This is a genomic window from Actinomadura barringtoniae (assembly GCF_017573505.1).
In the GTDB taxonomy this organism is placed as follows: domain Bacteria; phylum Actinomycetota; class Actinomycetes; order Streptosporangiales; family Streptosporangiaceae; genus Spirillospora; species Spirillospora barringtoniae.
In genome coordinates this window covers 347,490-366,262 of sequence record NZ_JAGEOJ010000001.1, presented here as the reverse complement: position 1 = coordinate 366,262, position 18,773 = coordinate 347,490, and the positions used below count along the sequence as shown (strand labels likewise).

General features: G+C 70.2%; 15 protein-coding genes and 1 pseudogene. 7 read left to right on the top strand and 9 right to left on the bottom strand.

Translation table 11 applies throughout. The features are described 5' to 3' along the window. The first annotated feature begins 69 nt into the window (after nt 1-69). A complete protein-coding gene (locus J4573_RS01570; protein ID WP_307796448.1) occupies nt 70-1,332 on the top strand; it encodes an ATP-binding protein in 1,263 nt (420 codons plus the stop codon). Here the strand turns inward: J4573_RS01570 and J4573_RS01565 are convergent. The 5 genes and pseudogenes from J4573_RS01565 to J4573_RS53520 form a co-directional block, all read right to left on the bottom strand. Next, nucleotides 1,243-2,970, bottom strand: coding sequence for a glycoside hydrolase family 13 protein (locus J4573_RS01565; RefSeq protein ID WP_208253367.1), 1,728 nt, complete (start codon nt 2,968-2,970; stop codon nt 1,243-1,245). The two genes, J4573_RS01570 and J4573_RS01565, sit on opposite strands and share 90 nt — an antisense overlap. 459 nt (nt 2,971-3,429) lie before the next feature. Further along, a pseudogene (locus tag J4573_RS01560) lies at nt 3,430-3,795 on the bottom strand (globin); the annotation flags it as partial. 69 nt (nt 3,796-3,864) lie between these two features. Then, entirely contained in the window at nt 3,865-4,875 is a 1,011-nt protein-coding gene (locus J4573_RS01555) for a mechanosensitive ion channel family protein (protein ID WP_208253365.1), read from the bottom strand. Between the two features lie 626 nt (nt 4,876-5,501). Beyond that, nucleotides 5,502-5,903 carry a hypothetical protein gene (locus J4573_RS53525; protein ID WP_307796447.1) on the bottom strand — a complete coding sequence of 134 codons (402 nt, stop codon included), beginning with the start codon at nt 5,901-5,903 and terminating at the stop codon, nt 5,502-5,504. A 370-nt stretch (nt 5,904-6,273) separates the two neighbouring features. After that, nucleotides 6,274-6,822, bottom strand: coding sequence for a hypothetical protein (locus J4573_RS53520; RefSeq protein WP_243772290.1), 549 nt, complete (start codon nt 6,820-6,822; stop codon nt 6,274-6,276). A 78-nt stretch (nt 6,823-6,900) separates the two neighbouring features. Here J4573_RS53520 and J4573_RS01545 point away from each other — a divergent pair, with 78 nt between their 5' ends. Further along, complete coding sequence (locus J4573_RS01545) at nt 6,901-7,983, top strand: NsdA family TPR-like regulatory protein (RefSeq protein WP_243772289.1); 1,083 nt, start codon at nt 6,901-6,903, stop codon at nt 7,981-7,983. A 62-nt stretch (nt 7,984-8,045) separates the two neighbouring features. Beyond that, the gene (locus J4573_RS01540; RefSeq protein WP_307796446.1) at nt 8,046-8,624 is read left to right on the top strand and encodes a GNAT family N-acetyltransferase; all 579 of its coding nucleotides are present in this window, start codon (nt 8,046-8,048) and stop codon (nt 8,622-8,624) included. Nucleotides 8,625-8,798: 174 nt separating this feature from the next. Here the strand turns inward: J4573_RS01540 and J4573_RS01535 are convergent, their stop codons facing one another. Next, the gene (locus J4573_RS01535) at nt 8,799-9,578 is read right to left on the bottom strand and encodes a class I SAM-dependent methyltransferase (RefSeq protein ID WP_307796445.1); all 780 of its coding nucleotides are present in this window, start codon (nt 9,576-9,578) and stop codon (nt 8,799-8,801) included. Nucleotides 9,579-9,689: 111 nt separating this feature from the next. Beyond that, nucleotides 9,690-11,864, bottom strand: a complete 2,175-nt coding sequence (locus J4573_RS01530; protein WP_208253362.1) for a prolyl oligopeptidase family serine peptidase — start codon at nt 11,862-11,864, stop codon at nt 9,690-9,692. Between the two features lie 154 nt (nt 11,865-12,018). On the opposite strand from J4573_RS01530, the gene J4573_RS01525 reads away from it, so the two are divergent. From J4573_RS01525 to J4573_RS01515, 3 genes are all read left to right on the top strand, one after another. After that, nucleotides 12,019-12,615, top strand: a complete 597-nt coding sequence (locus J4573_RS01525) for a DUF11 domain-containing protein (protein WP_208253361.1) — start codon at nt 12,019-12,021, stop codon at nt 12,613-12,615. A 422-nt stretch (nt 12,616-13,037) separates the two neighbouring features. Next, nucleotides 13,038-13,547, top strand: coding sequence for an HNH endonuclease (locus tag J4573_RS01520; protein WP_208253360.1), 510 nt, complete (start codon nt 13,038-13,040; stop codon nt 13,545-13,547). Nucleotides 13,548-13,569: 22 nt separating this feature from the next. Next, complete coding sequence (locus J4573_RS01515) at nt 13,570-13,785, top strand: FmdB family zinc ribbon protein (RefSeq protein WP_208253359.1); 216 nt, start codon at nt 13,570-13,572, stop codon at nt 13,783-13,785. 134 nt (nt 13,786-13,919) lie between these two features. Here J4573_RS01515 and ilvD read toward each other — a convergent pair whose 3' ends face one another. Both ilvD and J4573_RS01505 read right to left on the bottom strand, forming a co-directional pair. Continuing rightward, nucleotides 13,920-15,770 (bottom strand): dihydroxy-acid dehydratase, encoded by a 1,851-nt coding sequence (gene ilvD, locus J4573_RS01510; protein ID WP_208253358.1) that lies wholly within the window; start codon nt 15,768-15,770, stop codon nt 13,920-13,922. A gap of 457 nt (nt 15,771-16,227) precedes the next feature. After that, nucleotides 16,228-17,031 (bottom strand): nuclease-related domain-containing protein, encoded by an 804-nt coding sequence (locus J4573_RS01505; protein ID WP_208253357.1) that lies wholly within the window; start codon nt 17,029-17,031, stop codon nt 16,228-16,230. A gap of 225 nt (nt 17,032-17,256) precedes the next feature. On the opposite strand from J4573_RS01505, the gene J4573_RS01500 reads away from it, so the two are divergent. After that, nucleotides 17,257-18,696 (top strand): amidase, encoded by a 1,440-nt coding sequence (locus J4573_RS01500; RefSeq protein ID WP_208253356.1) that lies wholly within the window; start codon nt 17,257-17,259, stop codon nt 18,694-18,696. Nucleotides 18,697-18,773: the final 77 nt, after the last annotated feature.

Here is an 18,773-nt window from a genome sequence, read left to right as displayed (position 1 = left end):
CGGCTCCACGATCACCGGCCCCACGAGCGCTGGTGTTAGGGGGGTGGGGGCGTGAGTGGGGTTGGTTCGGTGCGGATTACGGCGCGGGCTCGGCTTACCGCGCTTTATGGCGGGCTGCTGCTGATCGCGGGTGGCGGGCTGATCGGGTTGGTCTACTTTCTGATGCGGCGCGAGCTGGGCACCCGGCTGCCCTCGGCGATCAGCACCACCGCCGCGATGCCGCTCAACAGCACGGTGGACTTTCGCCGTGCCGTACCGGCGCAGCAGATGGACGCCAACGGCGTCGCGCAGCTCCAGAAGGGGAAGACGATCACGATCGCGCGGCTGGCGAACGTCACTCAGGACACCGCGCTCCAGCAGCTGATGATCGTCTCCCTGATCGCGCTCGCCGTCTTCGCCGTGCTCTCGGTCGTCCTGGCCTGGTGGATGGCGGGCCGCGTGCTGCGGCCCGTTCACACGATCACCGCCACCGCGCGGAAGCTCTCCGGCGAGAACCTCAGCGAACGGATCGACCTCAAGGCCCCGCCCGGCGAGCTGAAGGACCTCGCCGACACCTTCGACGGCATGCTGGACCGCCTCGAAAGCCTGGTGTCGGCACAGCAGCGGTTCGTCGCCAACGCCGCGCACGAACTGCGCACCCCGCTTGCCGTGCAGCGGGCCGCGCTGGAGATCGGGCTGGCCGACCCCTCGCCCGAACGCGTCGCGCGGGTCCGGTCCAAGCTGCTGAACGTCGCCGACCGCAGCGAACGCCTCATCGAGGGACTGCTCCTGCTGTCGACCAGCGACCAGGGCCTCGACCGCACCGAACTGGTAGAGCTCGACGAGGTGGTCGAACGCGTCGCCTCCGAGCACGAGCCGGAGGCGGACGCCCGCGACATCACGATCGACACCCGCACCGAGCCGGTACGCGTGGACGGCGATCCCGTCCTGCTCGGCCACTTGGTCCGCAATCTTCTCGAGAACGCCCTGCGCTACAACGTCCCCGGCGGCCGGATCGACGTCCGCCTCGACCGTGCCGGATTGACCGTCTCCAACACCGGCACCGAGGTGCCGGACGAGGTCGTACCGCACCTGTTCGAACCGTTCCGCCGCCTCAACGCACGCCGCCACAAGCGCGGCGAGGGGACCGGGCTCGGCCTGTCCATCGTCACCTCGATCGCGCACGCTCACGGGTGGGAGGCGACGGCTGCGGCCAACCCGGGCGGCGGCCTCACGGTCAGCGTCGCCCCGCGCCCGCGTTCGCTAACCAAGGAGCCACGCGGAGGCGTTGGCTGGGAGAAGGTCACCCTCGACGGGCGCGCTGCCGAGCAGGAGCCGGCGCTCGCCCGGTAGCCGCACGTCCGGTGGCGGCACGTCCGATAGGCGCACATCCGGTAGCCGCACTGGCGCGTTCCCGCAGTTGAGCACGCAGGTGAGCGGCCCGCGCCGGAACGCCACCACGTCGTCGCCCAACTCCAGCCATTCGAGGGTGTCGGGCAGGTCGGGAAGCAGTTTCCTGCGAGCGGCCAACGCCTCCTTATAGAAGGAGAGCGTTGAGGCGGGATCCTCGTCCTGCGCTTCGGCGGTGAGGGAACGCCACGCCTCGGGCATGGGCAGCCACGGACGCGCGTCACCCGGGGAGAAGCCGAAGGGCTCGTTCTTACCCGACCAGGGGAGCGGCACGCGGCAGCCGTCCCGGCCCCGCTTGGTGTGGCCGCTGCGTTCCCAGATGGGGTCCTGGAGTGCGGCTTCCGGGATATCGGTTACCTCGGGCAGGCCTAGCTCCTCGCCCTGATAGAGATACGCGGACCCGGGGAGCGCCAGCAGGAGCAGCAGGGCCGCCCGTGCCCGCGTAAGGCCGATGCCTGGAGACCCGCCAATGCCTGAAGGCCCGCCAATGCCCGGAGGCGTGCCAATGCCTGGAGGCCCGGCCGGTTGCTCGTAGCGCGTGACGTGCCGAACCGAGTCGTGGCTGGACAGCACCCACGTGGGGGCCGAGCCGGTCGGCTCGATGGCCGCCAAAGTGTCCGTGATGACTTTCCGGAACGCCGATGCCGACCACTTCGCCAGTTGCAGGTCGAACTGGAACGCCTGGTGCAGCTCATCAGGCCGTAGATACAGCGCGAGGTCCTCGGGGCTGTCGGTCCAGACTTCGCCGATGGCCATCCGTTCACCCTCGTAGGAGTCGATGATCCGCCGCCAGTCGCGGTAGACCTCGTGCACCTCGGGACGGCTGTAGATGGGCCCGTCGACGACGTGACGGCTCCGGTCGCCCAGGTCGCGGAACTCGGGGTCCTTGAAAAGACCCGCCGCGACGTCGATGCGGAAACCGTCCACGCCACGATCCAGCCAGAAACGCAGGATGTCCTCGAACTCGCTCCGCACTTCTGGGTTGCGCCAGTTGAGGTCGGGCTGCTCGGGCGCATAAAGGTGAAGAAACCACTCTCCGTCAGGCAGTTGCTTCCACGCTGACCCGCCGAAAGCCGACGGCCAGTCGGTAGGAGGTTCCTCCTCCGCAGAGCGCTCCGAGGAGGAGGATTCTCTACCCGAGCGGAAGATATACCGCTCCCGGGCGGGAGAACCTGGCTCCGCGGCGAGCGCCTCCTGGAACCAGCGGTGCTGATCGGAGGTGTGGTTCGGGACGATGTCGACGATGAGCCGCAGCCCGTGCTCGTGAACGGCGGCGACCAGCGCGTCGAAATCGTTCAACGAACCGAAGCGCGGGTCCACATCGCGATAGTCGGCCACGTCGTAGCCGCCGTCGGCCAGCGGTGAACGGTAGAACGGCGTCAACCACAGCGCGTCGACGCCGAGGTCGCGCAGCCGCCCCAGCCGGGACCGGATGCCTTGGAGATCGCCTTCGCCGTCCCCATCGGAGTCGGTGAAGCTGCGGACGTACACCTCATAGACGACGGCGTCGCGCCACCACGGAGCATCCTGCGGCTGCCGGGGGCTGTGGGGGGTCGTCCCCTCACGAGGGAAGCGGCTCATAACCGACGATCTACCCGCCCGGAAGCACGCACTACCCCGCGCCATCCCGCCACCCCACGGCATGCGGTGCTACCGGCTCGGAAGGGCGCACTACCCGCGGCCTCCCGTGCTACCCGCGCCATCCCGCGCTGCGCGCGCCATCCCGCGCCATCCCGCACTACGCGCTCGGAAGGGCGCACTGTCCGCGCCATCCCGCGCTACGCGCTCGTAAGGGCGCGCTACCCGCGCTACCCCGCCACTCCGCGGTATGCCGTGCTACCGGCTCGGAAGGGCGCGCTGTCCGCGCCATCCCGTGCTACCCGCCCGGAAGCGCGCGCTACTCCGCGTCAGCCCCGCTACTCCGCGCGTGCCGTGCTGTCGGCTTGGAAGGGCGCGCTGTCCGCGCCATCCCGGGCTACCCGCCCGGAAGCGCGCGCCATCCCGTGCTGCCCCGCGGCATCCCGTGCTGCCCGCTCAGGAGGGTGCGTTCACCATGCTCTGCGCGGCCATCGTGAGGTAGTTCCACAGCATCGTCTCGAGCTGTTCGGGGAGTTCCAGTTCGTCGACCGCCTCGCGCATGTGGTGCAGCCAGGCGTCGCGTTCGGCCTCGCCGATCACGAACGGCGCGTGCCGCATCCTGAGTCTCGGATGCCCGCGTTGCGCGCTGTAGGTGTTGGGGCCGCCCCAGTACTGGATGAGGAAGAGCCGCAGCCGCTCCTCGGCAGGACCGAGGTCTTCCTCCGGGTAGAGGGGGCGCAGCAGGGGGTCCTCCGCGACGCCCTGGTAGAAGCGATGTACGAGCCGGTTGAAGGTTTCTTCACCGCCGACCGCTTCGAAGAAGGTCACCTGTTGAGTCATGGCACTCCCCACCCTATGCGAGGGGGAGGTGCCACCGATGTGCGACGGGTCACTTGATCAGGTTGCGGGGGCGGGGGTGGCTACCGCGATGCCGGCCTCGTCGAATGCCTTTTTGACGCGTTCGCGCAGCTCGCGGGCCACATCGGCCTGCTTGCCCGGCGCGGTCTTCAGGACGATCCGCACGATCACCGCGTCGCCGGCCAGCGCCTGGACGCCCCACACCGACGGCCGTTCCAGGATCAGCTCGGTCCAGTCGGCCTCGGCGGCCATCGCGTCGGCGGTGGTCTGGAGGATCTCCTTGACCCGCTCGACGTCCTCGGCGATGTCGACCGGGATGTCCAGGACGGCGCGGCCCCAGTTCTGGGACTCGTTGCCGACCTTCTTGATCTCGCCGTTCGGGACGTACCAGACCACGCCGTTGACATCGCGCATCCGGGTGACCCGCAGCGTCACCGCCTCGACGGTGCCCTTGGCGGTCCCGACGTCGATCACGTCGCCGACGCCGAACTGGTCCTCCAGCAGCATGAACAGCCCGGCCAGCACGTCCTTGACGACGTTCTGGGCACCGAAGCCGACCGCGACGCCGATGACGCTGGCGCTGGCGAGGATCGGCGCGAGGTTCAGCCCGATCGAGCCGAGGACGCTGAACGCCGCCGTGCCGAGGATCAGCACCGAGGAGACCGAGCGCAGCACCGAGCCGAGTGTCTTGGCCCGCTGCGCTCGCCGCTGGTTGAGCAGGGCCGGGCTGCCGTCGAACACCGTCCGGGTGCGCTCCCGGACCTTCTCCGACATCGTGCCCTCGGCCATCCGCAGCGTGATCTTGGTGATCATGCGGTTGGCGATGTTGCGCAGGATCAGCGCGATGACCAGCGTCATGATGATCGCGACGATCTTGTTGGTCCACGAGTCGATGGAATAACTGTGGATGAAGTCGGCGGTGTCCTTGCCGCCGAACTGATAGCCGAGCCTGCAGGGGAGCTTGGGTTCGGGTCCGCAGACCTTCTGTACCTGCTCGGGGTCGACCCTTCCGAAGAGCGGTGTGATCAACACGCTGAGTGAGATCAACATGCTGGCAGACCCTCCCCGGCCGGTTGTGGATGTCTCCGCCACGTCGCCGTGGACCTGCGGCGGTACGAGCCGATCGTAGGGGACGGTGACGAGCGGTTCGTACAGCGCCGGGCGTTGACGGAGACCCCGGCCGGGGAGGGGCTGGTGACATGCCGCGGATCCGAGAACGGGCGTGGGGCTCGGACCCGCGACAGCTTCGAGGTGATCACTCTCGGTGATCGTGGTGGAGGATCCTTATACCGCGGCGATGGTCAGAAGAACGGTGGTCAGAAGAGGCGCCTCTGCGAGGCGGCGCCCCGTAGCGGCCCGGTGGCGCCTCGGCGGAGTCCCGGCAGCGCGCGCCCCGGTGGTGCGCCGCGGGGATCGTTCGAGGGGAATCGGTGTGAGGGATCCGGTATGAGGGATCCGGTGTGAGTGGATTCGGCGCGAGGGGTCCGGTGTGAGCGGACCCGGTGCGAGCGGACCCGATGCGAGCGGACCCCGTGTGAGCGGACTCGGTGTGAGCGGACTCGGTGTGAGTGGATTCGGTGCGAGGGGAAGGTGTGCGGTACGAGGGATGACGAACGTGTCCCGTGAGGCCCGGCTGCCGCGCCGTTCCGGCCGTGACCTCACGGGACACGCCCGGCTCAATGGTGGCCGGGTGGCCACTCTCTCGCCCCGGCCGGGCGCAGGGCCGTGAACCCTTGCGGCTCCAGGCCGCGGACGTCCGCGACGTGGTCGACGTGGTGTTCGAGCGCCTCGCGGCTCTCGCGGTGATAGACCTGCAGGACGTGGGCGAGCTTGGAGGCCGCGCCGACCGGGTCGTCCACCCGGTGCATGCGCTCGCCCCACGACCACCAGTAGTAGTGCTCGGGCGTATCGGGAGCCGGAGCGCAGGTCACGTCCTCGGCCAGGCTCGCCGCCTCCGGGTTGACCACCCGGAGGAAGGCCGGCCCCGAACGTGTGCGGACCACGCGCGCCACCAGCCCGCGCGTGTCGAGCTCGTGCTCCAGCTCCTCGAGGTAGCCGACGCGTCTGTCGCTGACCACCTGCGCACCCCCTCCATCGATCGTGCTACGAGGACTGCTCGGTCTATCCCGTGTGATCGAACTCTCTGGATCTGCTCCGTTACACGCCGCGAGAATTGCAACTCTCACGGGGGTGGGTCAAGGGGGCGGTCGACCGTCGGAGTACCGGATTACCCCACCTCAGGGGGAGGTTCGCACCACCCCGGAGGATAAATCTCTACCCGTGGGCCAAGATGCCCGGCGGAGCGTCTCGGTTTCCCCGAGAATGGCTTGGCCTGCCCCGTTGCGAGAGTTACGCTGCGTGCGCGAGAGATTATCTGTCGTGGCCATCTAGATACCGGTCGCCGTGATCGGGCCCCTTCTTCCCCTTTAGGGAAGGTGGATCCCGGACTCAGCGGTGAGGAGGCCGGAACCGATGACGGACCCCCCTCGGAAAGAGACGGACATCGCGCGTCGCATACGCGCGCATGGCCTGGCACGAGGGCGTTACCCCGCTGAGATCGCTGCTGAGATCCACGATCAGTGCGGGCCGCTGTTCGGCACGAGTCGGGTCAAGGCGCACCGCCTGTCCCACGGTGTCGCGCTGTCCGACATCGTCGCGCAGGTACGCGCGCTCTACGAAGTGGACGGCAAGCCGACGCCCCGGTTGGGGGAGACGCTGCTGTCTGCCTATGAGAGCGGCTACAAGCGTCCCGGCCCCGAGTATTTGCACTACCTCTGTGCCGTCTATCGGGTCGAACCCGACGAGCTCGGCTTTCAGAGTCCGTGCATCTGCGGCCGCGGCCATGCCGTCCGTCCGGGCGCCGTCGCCGGCCGGAACGGCAGGGTGAGCGAGCACGTCCCGCCGGTGCCGGACCGCCGTCCGGTGTACCGGCGTGGCATGGAGGAGCCCGCCACTCTCGTGGGATCGGTCGTCGTGCCACAGCCCGACGACCGCCATTGGATCTCAGTCAACGAACGACGTGGGCCCGACCGCGCCGAGGGTCCCGTCTCCATCGATGTAGGAGAGGAGGACATCGTGCTTCGCAGAACCCTTCTGCAGTTGCTGGCCGGGGCGGGCGTGGCGCTCGACGGGCAATTCCTCGGGGCCGTGGACAACCTTCGTCGCAAAATGGACGACACCCTGGTCAGTGCCACCGTCTCGCCCACCATGCTGGACCAGTGGGAGGAGACGACCCTCGGCTACGGCCAGCAGTATCAGGCGACCCCGTCGCTGCGCATGCTCTGCGACGTGCTGCTGGACTTCAGCGAGGTCCGGCGCATGTGCGACAAGCGGCAGCCCGTCGAGTTGCAGGAGCGGCTGTGCCGGATCGCCGCGCAGCTGTCCGGACTGTCGGGCCTGATCATGATCAATCTGGGCGACCACCGGCTGGCGAGATCGTTCTTCCGTACGGCACGTACGGCGGCGGACGAGACCGGCGACAGGGCGTTGCGAGCCTGGGTGACCGTGCGCGAGTCCCTGGTCCCGATGTACTACGGGGACCCGCGCGAGGCGTTGCACCTGGCGCGCAAGGCCCAAGACCTGGCCGGCCGAAGTCCCGGCGTGGCGGCTGCGATGGCGCCCGCGGTGGAGGCGCGCGCCCTCGGTCTGCTGGCGTTGCGCGGCCGCAGCGACGCGGCGCCGAGCGCCCGGCGCGCCCTGGTGCGTGGACGGTCGGTCTTCGATCAGCTGTCCAAGACCGAGACCGGCGACCTGGCCTTCGGCTTCACCGACCGGCAGATGGCGTTCTATGAGGGCGACACGTTCACCAACCTCGGGGATCACAAGCACGGCGACGAGGTGCTCAGCCACGCGCTGACGCTCTACTCGCCGACCGACTGGGTGGACATGACGCTCGTACGGCTGGACCGTGCGTCCTGCCAGCTGCACGCCGGGCAGCCCGAAGGGGCACTGCGGGCCGCCCAGGACGCGATCCAGGAACTGCCGGACGAGCATCGCTCCGACATCCTGGTGCACCGCGCCCGGCAGGTCGGCGCCGCCGTCAACGCCAAGGTCGGCGAGATACCCGCGCTCAAGGACTTCTACGAGGCTCTGTCCGCCCCCTCGGTGCAGAGCCCCACCAAGGAGTCGCCCGCCGTTCCCCAGTCAGAACAGGTCTGAGCGGACCGATGGTCCCGAAGGACGGCGCCCCCGAAGGCCGTCCACAGATCACCACTGGGGGAGTGGATCACGCACGCCTGGTCCGGCTCGACGCCGAGCCTCCGACATGGACCTTCGGCGACCTTCACATGCGGCGCTACCGCGCCGCCGACCATGCCGTCGTGCTCGACCTTCACAGGGAGGGGCTGGCCCAGGTGGGCCTGCGCCCCGGCGACGGCGTCTACTACGACCACGACTTTTTCCGGATGGAGGACATCTACCTGCGCAACGACGGGGAGTTCATCGTCGGTGAACTGGACGGCCGGATCGTCGCCATGGGCGGCCTGCGCCGTGCGGACCTGGTCCCGGGAGGCAGTGCCCGCGCGTTCGGCGGCTACGTACCCGGGGCGCCCAAGCTCGACGCCGTGGAGATGGTCCGGCTGAGGGTGAGCCCCTCGGTCCAGCGCCGCGGCTATGGCACCGCGGTGGTGCAGGCTCTGGAGGAACGGGCGGCCGAGTTCGGCTACCGCGTCCTGCGCGCCGACACCACCGAACTCCAGGGCCCCGCCCTCGCTCTCTACCGAGGCTTCGGCTGGTCGGAGACCAAACGCGAGGTGATCGGCGGCATCGTCAACATCTACCTGGAGAAACGCCTCCGCTGAGGGAACAGCGAACCAGGGCCGCGGGGCCCGGCCATTAAGGCCCCGCGGCCCGCACCCCTGCCCGGAGACGGCTTGGCGACGGGACGGAGACGGCGGAACGGTTGACTGCTCATGGTCTTGCGGGGCACGGGCTGCTGGGAGTCAGCCCCGCAAGACCAGACCGGTCGGGGGCTCTCAGGGATGGCGGGCCCCGATGAATTGCATCAGCGGGTAGCGGCGGCGCTTGATGTCGTCGTATCCGCGGTCCCTGAGAGCCCGAGTGACCTCACCGTCGCCGAACATCCGCACACCGGAGGCCGATCCGACGAGCTCGACGCCCATCCGCGACAGCGGCAGCGACGGGCGCCGCGAGGTCAGGATGACCAGCCGCCCGCCCGGCTTCAGCACGCGCGTCATGCTGTCGACCGCGGCCCACGGGTCGTCGAACAGGTACAGCGCCCCGAAGCAGCAGACCGCGTCGAACGTCCCGTCGTCGAACGGCAGGTCCACGGCGTTCCCGCGCACGTAGCCGACGTTCGCATCGGGGGTGTCGGCGGCGGCACGGGCGAGCATGGGGCGGGCCGCGTCGAGGCCGATGACCAGGCCGTCCTCACCGACGCCCGCCGCCAGGCCGCGGGTCACGTTGCCGGGGCCGCAGGCGACGTCCAGCACGGTCGCGGGCGGGTTGCCGAGCTTGCCCGGCTGCCCGAGGCCGAGCCACTGGCGGGCGAGGGTGTGCTCGGCGGCGGTGTCGGGCCCGATCGGCCAGCCCTTGGCGAGGTTGAAGCCGATCGGACGCCACACGCGCTCATAGATCTGCGGGAGCAGCGTCGACTGCATCGCGCGCTGCGCGATGGTCGGGGTGGGCTCGGCGGTGTGGCCGAGCAGGTCGAGGTAGCCGTCGCGGTCGTCGGCGGGCGCGTTCAGCAGGTCGCGGACGCGTTCCTGGACGGCGGGGCTCTGCACGATCGTCACCGTCCCATTCGAGCACGCGTCAATAGCGCCCGCGACGTGAGTTCGCCCACTCGTACGCGGTGGGCATACGCGGTGGGCATACGCGGTGGGCATCAGTCGTGGGTGATGTGATCAGCCGCTTGTGTTGGCGGCCATGAAGGAGAGGGTGTCGACCATGAGGTCGATGGAACGGGTGACCGAGCGGGCCGCGTGGCCGACCTCCGACTCGTTGCGGAGGAGGATGGGGGCGTCGGAGCTGGTGGCGTGCTGGAGCGCGGCGCACATCTTGCGGGCGTGCAGCGGGTCCACGCGGGTGTCGCTGTCGAAGATGGTGAACAGCGTCGCGGGGTAGGCCGTTCCCTCGCTGACGTGGTGGTACGGGGAGTAGCCGAGCAGCCAGCCGAGCTCGACCGGGTCCTCCGCGGTGCCGTATTCGTCGTTCCAGGTCTGCCCGAGGCCGAACTGCTCGTACCGCACCATGTCCAACAGCGGCGCGGAGCAGACGACGGCGGCGTAGAGGTCGGGGCGCTGGGTGAGCGCGGCGCCGACGAGCAGGCCGCCGTTGGAGCCGCCGGAGATGGCGAGACGGGACGTCGTGGTCCAGCCGTCGGCGATCAGCTTCTCGGCGGCGGCGTGGAAGTCGTCGAAGACGTTCTGCTTCTTGTCGCGCATGCCCGCGCGGTGCCACTCCTCGCCCTCCTCGGAGCCGCCGCGCAGGTTGGCGATCGCGTAGACGCCGCCCATCTCGACCCAGGTGAGGATGCTCGCCGAGTAGGCGGGCGTGAGCGGCACGTTGAAGCCGCCGTACCCGTACAGGATCGTCGGGCGCGGGCCAGGCGAGCCGGGACCGGGCGAGCCGGGACCGGGCGAGCCGGGACCGGACGCGTCGGGACCGGACGCGTCGGGGCCGGGCGAGCCGGGACCGGATGAGCCCGGCCCGGTCGCGTCGGGGCGGGCGAGGACGAGCATCCGCACGAGAGTTCCGTCGTACGACTCGTAGGTGATCTGCCGCGTCTCGATCTCGGGCACCTCGACCGTGCCGGGCGCCGACGCCCACAGCGTGGTCTCGCCCGTACGGGCGTCGAAGCGCAGCACCGACGCGGGCGTGACGTTGTCGGTATAGCCGAACCATGCCTCGTGCCCGCCCTCGGGGCGTTCGACGAGCCCGCCGATCGAGCCGAGCCCCGGCACCGGGACCTCGCCGATCCGCTCGCCGGTCGCCAGGTCGTGCACGGTGATCTCGCTGATCGCGTGCCGCGTCCAGCCCGCCAGCAGCAGGGGCCGGTCGAGGTCGTCGAGGATCGCGTAGTCGGTGAGAACGGCCTCGGCGTCCTGCGGGATGAGGTCGCGCCAGTTCTCGTACGCGGGGTCGGCCGGGTCGGCGACGCACAGCCGCGACCGGGGCGCGTCGCGGTCGGTGAAGACGTACGCGCGGCCGTCGCGGCCCACGTGCAGACCCGCCTCGGCGTCCACGCCCGTCTGTACCGGCGCCAGCTCGGGACGTTCCGGCGAGGAGGCGGCGAGGTCGGCGATCCACAGGTCGTTGCGCGGCGCGGTGCCCTGCGAGGACGAGACCGTGAGCCAGCGGCCGTCCCGGCTGACCGCCGCGCCGTAGTAGTTGGTCTTGTCGCGCCCGTCGCCGAAGATGAGCACGTCGTCGGAGTCGGGGTCGGTGCCGACGCGGTGCAGGTAGACGCGCCGGTGGTACTGGTCCTCGCCCGCCGGGACCTGGTCGGCCGCCAGCCGCCGCACGTAGTAGTACGCCTCGCCGCCCGGCAGCCACGCGATCGAGGAGTAGCGGCTGCGGTCGATCGGCCCCTCCACCCGCTCGCCGGTCGCCACGTCGATCACGTACAGCAGCGACTCCTCGTCGCCGCCGTGCGAGACCTTGTAGGCCAGCCGCCGGCCCTCCTTGTCGGGCTGCCAGCCGTCCAGCGTCGTCGTGCCGGACGGGTCGATCTTCATCGGGTCCAGCAGCGCCCGCTCGATGCCGTCCGGGTCGACCGTGTAGAGCACCGGGTGCTCCTGCTCGGCCGTACGCCGGGTGAAGAAACGCCGCTCGCCGCGCCACACCGGCGAGCCGACGCTGCCCGCGCCGAGCAGTTCGCCCAGCCGCCGCCGCAGCCTGTCACGGTCCGGCAGGCCGTCGGCGTACGCGCGGAACAGCCGCTCCTCGCCCGTGAGCCAGTCCCGGGTCCGCTCGCTCGCCGGGTCCTCGAGCCAGCGGTACGGATCGGCGACCCGATGCCCGTGAAGGTCGTCGGCGATGTCCTGGCGTTCGGCGGGCGGGTACGGCGGTCGGCTCATGGCCTGCACTGTAACGGCCCGTCCGTTATCACCCCCACCCAAGGCCCGCACCGGGTGCCCCGCCGGGGCCAGCGCGGTGCGGCGAGGTGAATGCGCAGGTCATCTTCGGTAGAAGTGGCCTCTGATCATCGGGCTCATCAATCGGGGGGTTGACATGAAGGGCATCATCGCGGGCCGTACGGCGATCGGCACGGCGGCGCTGGGGGCGGCGCTGCTGGGAACGGCCCTGCCGGGGCACGCCGAGGCGCGGCACGCCGCCATCGGGAAGGTGGAGTTCGTCTACTCCGCACCCGAGGTCGCCGAGGCCGGTGACTCGGTCACCTGGCGCTGGACGGTCAAGAACGTCGGCGGCGAGAGCGTGGACAAGGTCGTTCTCACGCACAAGCTGACGCCGGCGCTCAAGGTGAAGACGGTGGACGAGCCGTGCGAGGCCGGCCAGACCTCGATCCGCTGCGAGTACGGCACGCTGAAGGCCGGCGAGAAGCGCCAGGGCACCGTCGTCGCGGTGCTGCCGCCCGAGACCTCGGGCACCGTGCAGATCAACGGCCGGGTCACCTGGCAGCAGGGCACGGCGCCGGTCGCGACCGACTCGCCCGCGCCCGCCACGCCGAAGGCCCCGGCCGCCGACGCCGCCGACCAGGCCGCCAGCGACGCCAACCAGGCCGCGAACCAGGCCAGCGAGGCCGCCAACGCCGCCAACCAGGCGGCCGACAACGCCGCCCAGGCCGCCGCCACACCCGGCCAGCCGTAACACCCGGCCAGCCGCACGCACGTCCGGCCAGCCGTAACACCCGGCCGGCCGCACGCACGTCCGGCCGGTCGTAGCGCCCCGGGCCAGCCGGGACGTCCGGCCGATCATGGACGGGCAGCTGACCGTAAGGACCGACCGACCGCTACGTCGGTCGACACGGGTACGCGGGAGGCTCCTGCCGTCACGTTCCGTGATGGTGGGAGCCTTCTGCGTTCGATCCGGTGCGCAAGTGGGGATTAATGGGGTAGCGGACGGCCTCCCTCACGGGCCACACTGATTCCGGGTCGGTTCGCCCCTGGGGAGGTCCTCATGCCGGGTGCGCAGGTGCCGGAGACAATAGTCGGGCCTCGGTCCGAGGCGCGCGAGAGCGCGTCCGCCGAGGCGATCCGGCCGCGTCAGCACGTCCCGGTGGAGGGCGTCTGATGCGACAAGTCCTCCTCCTGAACGCGACGTACGAACCACTCACCACGCTTCCGCTCCGGCGGGCGGTCTGCCTCGTGCTTCGGGAGAAGGCAGAGGTCGTCCATCAAGACGCCACCGGCGCCGTTCTCCACTCGGCCACGATGTCGATCGACGTTCCGTCGGTGATCAGGCTCCGCCGCTACGTCCGCATCCCGTACCGCACCCGGGTCCCGCTGACCCGCGCCGCCCTCATGCGCCGCGACAACTTCCGCTGCGCCTACTGCGGCCGCCGCGCCGAGACCATCGACCACGTCCAGCCCCGCAGCCGCGGCGGCAAGCACGTGTGGGAGAACTGCGTCGCGTCCTGCATGACCTGCAATCATCGCAAGGCCGACCGTCTCCTGGAGGAGATCGGCTGGAGCCTCGCCATCACGCCAGGCGTCCCCAGGGGCGCGCACTGGCGCCTCATCGGCATCGTCCACGACGGCGACCCTCAGTGGGCCCCGTACGTCACGGAGCCTGCCGCCTAGCTCCTGTGCGTATCCTGAGTGGGTGCCACGCTATGACTACCGCTGCCGCGCCTGCGGGGCGACGTTCGAGGTGTCCCGCCCGATGATCCAGGCGTCCGACCCCGCCACGTGCCCCGACGGCCACGACGACACGGTCAAGCTCCTCTCGACGGTCGCCGTGACCGGCCGAGGCACCGCCCCCGCCCCGCGCCCGTCCGCGGGAGGCGGAGGCTGCTGCGGCGGGGGCTGCTGCAGCTGACCGTGAACGCGACAAGGCCCGCGCCGGGTGGCGCGGGCCTTGTTTTCGTGCGCTGCCAGCCCAATGCGCTGCCAGCCGAATGCGCCGCTAGTCGAATGCGCCGCCGGCCGGATGCGCCGCCGGCCGTTCGTGTGTCAGTCGCGGTTCAGCTGAGTGACATCGCGCGCGGCGCCGGTGGACGCCGACGTCGCCATGGCCGCGTAGGCCTGGAGGGCCGCTGAGACGGGACGCTGCCGGTCGCGGGGGCGGTAGCCACCGCCCGCCAGCAGCTTCTCCCGGCGGGCCGTGAGAACGTCCTGAGGGACGTCCAGCTCCAGGATGCGGCGCGGGATGTCGATCACGACGCGGTCGCCGTTCTCGGCGAGGGCGATCACGCCGCCGGCGGCGGCCTCGGGGGAGGCGTGGCCGATCGACAGGCCCGAGGTGCCGCCCGAGAAGCGGCCGTCGGTGACCAGGGCGCACGCCTTGCCGAGCCCGCGGCCCTTCAGGAAGCTCGTCGGGTAGAGCATCTCCTGCATGCCCGGACCGCCCTTGGGGCCCTCGTAGCGGATGACGACGACGTCGCCCTCCTTGACCTTGCCGCCGAGGATGCCCTCGACCGCGTCGTCCTGGCTCTCGAAGACGACGGCCGGGCCCTCGAAGGTCCACAGCTCCTCTTCGACGCCGGCGGTCTTCACGATGGCGCCGTCGGGGGCGATGTTGCCGTAGAGGACGGCCAGGCCGCCGTCCTTGGTGTAGGCGTGCTCGACGTCGCGGATGCAGCCCTCTTCGCGGTCGAGGTCCAGCTCCTCCCAGCGGGCGTTCTGAGAGAACGCCTGGGTGGTGCGGACGCCGCCGGGCGCGGCGTGGAAGAGCTCCACGGCCTCGGGCTTGACCGTGGGGGAACGGACGTCCCAGGCGGCCAGGAAGTCGGTGAGCGGGCCGTGGATGGTGTGCACGTCGCGGTGCAGCAGCCCGCCGCGATCCAGCTCGGCCAGCAGCGCGGGGATGCCGCCCGCGCGGTGGCAGTCCTCGACGTGGTACTTGGCGGTCGCGGGGGCCAGCTTGCAGACGCAGGGCACCCGGCGGGACAGCTCGTCGATCTCCTTGAGGCCGAAGTCCACGTGGCCTTCGACGGCGGCGGCGAGCAGGTGCAGGATCGTGTTGGTCGAGCCGCCCATCGCGATGTCCAGGACCATGGCGTTCTCGAACGCGTCCTTGGTGGCGATGTTGAGCGGCAGTACGGTCTCGTCGTCCTGCTCGTAGTAGCGGCGGGCGACGTCCACGACCGTGCGGCCGGCGTCCTGGTAGAGGGCCTTGCGGGCGGCGTGGGTCGCCAGGACCGTGCCGTTGCCGGGCAGGGCCAGGCCGATCGCCTCGGTCAGGCAGTTCATCGAGTTGGCGGTGAACATGCCCGAGCAGGAGCCGCAGGTCGGGCAGGCGCTCTCCTCCATCTCGGCCAGGGTCTCGTCGGAGACCGAGGCGTCCGCGGAGGCGATCATCGGGTCGATGAGGTCGAGCTTGTGGCCGTTCTGCACGCCGGAGACGGGCTTGCCGGCCTCCATCGGGCCGCCGGAGACGAAGACCGTGGGGATGTTGAGTCGCATCGCGGCCAGCAGCATGCCCGGGGTGATCTTGTCGCAGTTGGAGACGCACACCATGGCGTCGGCACAGTGCGCGTTCACCATGTACTCGACGGCGTCGGCGATCAGCTCGCGGGAGGGCAGCGAGTAGAGCATGCCGCCGTGGCCCATCGCGATGCCGTCGTCCACGGCGATCGTGTTGAACTCGCGGGGGATGCCGCCCGCCTCGCGGACCGCGCCCGCGACGACGTCGCCGACCTCGCGCAGGTGGACGTGGCCCGGCACGAACTGGGTGAAGCTGTTGGCCACCGCCACGATCGGCTTGCCGAAGTCCTCGCGGGCTACCCCGGTGGCCCGGAGGAGGGCGCGCGCGCCCGCCATGTTCCTGCCGTGGGTGACCGTACGTGACCTGAGCGGGGGCATAGGGACCTCTCTCAACAGCTGGCAGTTTCTGATCGTACGCGGCCATGATCGTACGCGCGACGGCGCCTGATCTGGGGTTTCGGTGGGCGGCAGCGGCGGATCGCGGCGCTGCGGGCCGGCCCGGCAGAGGTCCTGGGGGGTCGGCTTCGACCACTCCCGATGCTATCAACCGGGGGCAAAGGAAAACGCCGGGGGCGGGGAAGGGCCCGTCCGGCGTCGAAAGTGGTGCCGGTGAGACGTAAGTGGTGCCTATGCCTGGGTCTGAGAGGTGCAGAGAGACCTGCGGAGCAACTTTCAGGCCGAAGGTCAGAGGGAAGCGGGCACCGATGGAGGTCGAAGCGGCACCTCGTCCCAGGTCGAGCGAGGTGCCCCTCCGGCACCGGTCCCCGCTGGGGATTCCGATAACTCGGGGCTCATCGTTGAGCGCCGTACTGAACGGCCCGGAAGCCGCCCGGTTTCAGCCCTCTTCGTACTCTTGCGGATACTTGGGCGGCAGAGCCTTCTCGGCCGCCTTGAAGATCCGCTGGACGTCGGTCTCGGTCAGGATCTTCGGACGGCGGCGGAAGTACGCCCTCGCCCTGTTGCCCGCGTAGACGTCCACGTCGCGGACCCGCATGACCTTCCACGGGATGGAAGGGCCGTAGATCGCGACCGACGGCTGCACCGGCACCTCGAAGCCGACCCGCTCCTCGATCATCCGGCTGGCCTGGTCGGCCTCCCACCGCGCCTCGTCCAGCCGCTCCTTCTTGTTGAAGGGGCCGTGGAAGAGCTTGCGGTGCGAGAGGGTCCGCACCGGAAGGCGCTTGTCCCACTTCTCCGAGTCGATCGCGTACACGCCGGTCGGGCCGATCACCAGGTGGTCGATCCGGCCGTCGCTGACGCCCTCGTCGTCGTAGGGGACGGCCCGCGCGTGCAGCACGAGGTACCCGTTCTTCTCCAGGGACTTCAGCTGCCGCTCGGTGCGCCGTTCGGCGGCCGACGACTTCTGCCAGGCCGTCACGCTGGAGCTCTTGCGAGCCCTGCGGACGACGTCGGCGATCACCGCCAGCACCGCCACCGAGATGCCGATCCTGATGTCGAAGACCAGGGCGAACAGCACGCCGACGACGAGCGCCACACCGGCGCGTTCGAGCCAGCGCCGGATCTGGGGGTCGTTGAGCATGTCACCGTAGGTCTGCTGTTCTTCAGCGGGCCGCTTGAGGGGTGTTTCGTGGGGCTGGCCACGCGCCTGCTGTCCGTTGCCCCGCTCCATGATCGCCATGAGTGACGCTCCGTATTCCTTTCGCGCGGGATGCATGATCCTCCGTGCGCACAGTAATCATTCCGACGCTGGGCGACTAGTCATGTCGGGTTAATACTTTTGTCGCCGCGTCTGGGTGATTCGCGGGTGTCCCGGCCGGGTAGGTTTATTTTCATCCCCTCTTCCTCGGTGTGCCTCTGCTGACATCTTTGATGGTGCCGCATCCGGCGTCTACCGTTCGTCCCTGTGACCCATACCCATGACCTCACCGCACTCTCGCTCGCCGAGGCGGTTCGTGCCAAGGATCTTTCCCCGGTGGAGATCACTGATCACTACCTGGAACGCATTGAGCGGGTAAATCCGCAGGTCGGAGCATATGTGACCGTGACCGCGGAACGGGCGCGCGACGAGGCGCGGCGGGCCGAAAAGGCCGTTCTGGAGGCCGCCACCCCCGCTGAGCTGCCCGCTTTCCACGGGGTGCCGATTCCGGTCAAGGACCTGAACATGGTCAACGGGGTCCGGGTGACGCTCGGATCGTCGGTTTTTTCCGATCTGACTGGTTTCGCCGACGACAATGTCGTGGTGCTCCTGAGGGAAGCGGGTTCTGTCCTCTTGGGCAAGACCGCGACCCCCGAATTCGGACTGCCCTGTTACACCGAAAGTGCTGTTTCGCCACCCGCGCGCACCCCCTGGGATCTGTCCCGGTCGGCCGGCGGATCGAGCGGCGGCGCCGCCGCGGCGGTCGCCGCGGGCCTGGCGCCGATCGCGCAGGGCAGCGACGGCGGCGGCTCGATTCGCATCCCCAGTAGCGTATGCGGGCTCTTCGGGATCAAGCCGACCCGGGGCCGGGTTTCGCAGGGCCCGGTCGTCCCCGACCTGTTCGGGCTGTCCACCAACGGCCCGATCGCGCGCTCGGTCCGCGACGCGGCCGCGCTGCTGGACGTGATGGCCCGCCCGTTCCCCGGCGATCTCTACGCGGCGCCGCCCGCCCAGGGCACGTTCCTCTCCTACGCCGACCGCGCCCCCGGGCGGCTGAGGATCGCGCGGACGGCGGCGCCGGCCGTGCCGGGCGCCGAGGTCCACCCGGACTGCGTCGCCGCCTACGAGGAGGCCGGCGCCCTGCTGGAAGAGCTCGGCCACGAGGTCGTCGAGCTTCCGCCGGTCTTCGGGCCCGAGCTGGTCCCGGTCTTCGAGATGCTGTGGGGCGTCATGGCGACCATGACGCCGGTCGACCCCGACCAGGAGCACCGCCTCCAGCCGCTGACGCAGTGGCTGCGCGAGCGCGGCCGCAAGACCTCCGCCGAGCAGCTCTTCCGCGCCCACGCGAGCCTCCAGGCCGCCCTCCGGCAGGCGCTCCCGGTGATGAACGGGTTCGACGCGATCCTCAGCCCGACCCTCGCCCAGCCGCCCGCCCCCGTCGGCCACTTCCACGACCAGGAGCCCGCCGAGAACTTCGAGCGCCAGAAGGTCTTCACCCCGTTCTGCGCGGCCTACAACATCTCCGGGCAGCCCGCGGTCAACGTCCCGCTGCACTGGACCGCCCCGGATGAGAACGGCCAGGGCCTGCCGATCGGCGTGATGCTGGCCGGACGCCTGGGCGGCGAGGGCACGCTGATCTCGCTCGCGGCGCAGCTGGAGGAGGCGCGGCCCTGGATCGACCGCAAGCCCGCGATCTGGGCTGCGTGATTCCCGTCAGCGCCGTGATTCCCGTCAGCGCCGTGATTCCCTGCGGCGCTTCGTGACTTCCCCTCAGTAAGGTCACG

What these genes read in the sequence shown, in the direction of transcription:
- J4573_RS53520 (WP_243772290.1), bottom strand. Translation starts at nt 6,822, where the DNA reads ATGGCGGTCGTCGGGCTGTGGCACGACGACCGATCCCACGAGAGTGGC.
- J4573_RS01525 (WP_208253361.1), top strand. Translation starts at nt 12,019, where the DNA reads ATGAAGGGCATCATCGCGGGCCGTACGGCGATCGGCACGGCGGCGCTG.
- J4573_RS01565 (WP_208253367.1), bottom strand. Translation starts at nt 2,970, where the DNA reads ATGAGCCGCTTCCCTCGTGAGGGGACGACCCCCCACAGCCCCCGGCAG.
- J4573_RS01530 (WP_208253362.1), bottom strand. Translation starts at nt 11,864, where the DNA reads ATGAGCCGACCGCCGTACCCGCCCGCCGAACGCCAGGACATCGCCGAC.
- ilvD (WP_208253358.1), bottom strand. Translation starts at nt 15,770, where the DNA reads ATGCCCCCGCTCAGGTCACGTACGGTCACCCACGGCAGGAACATGGCG.
- J4573_RS01520 (WP_208253360.1), top strand. Translation starts at nt 13,038, where the DNA reads ATGCGACAAGTCCTCCTCCTGAACGCGACGTACGAACCACTCACCACG.
- J4573_RS01555 (WP_208253365.1), bottom strand. Translation starts at nt 4,875, where the DNA reads ATGTTGATCTCACTCAGCGTGTTGATCACACCGCTCTTCGGAAGGGTC.
- J4573_RS01505 (WP_208253357.1), bottom strand. Translation starts at nt 17,031, where the DNA reads ATGGCGATCATGGAGCGGGGCAACGGACAGCAGGCGCGTGGCCAGCCC.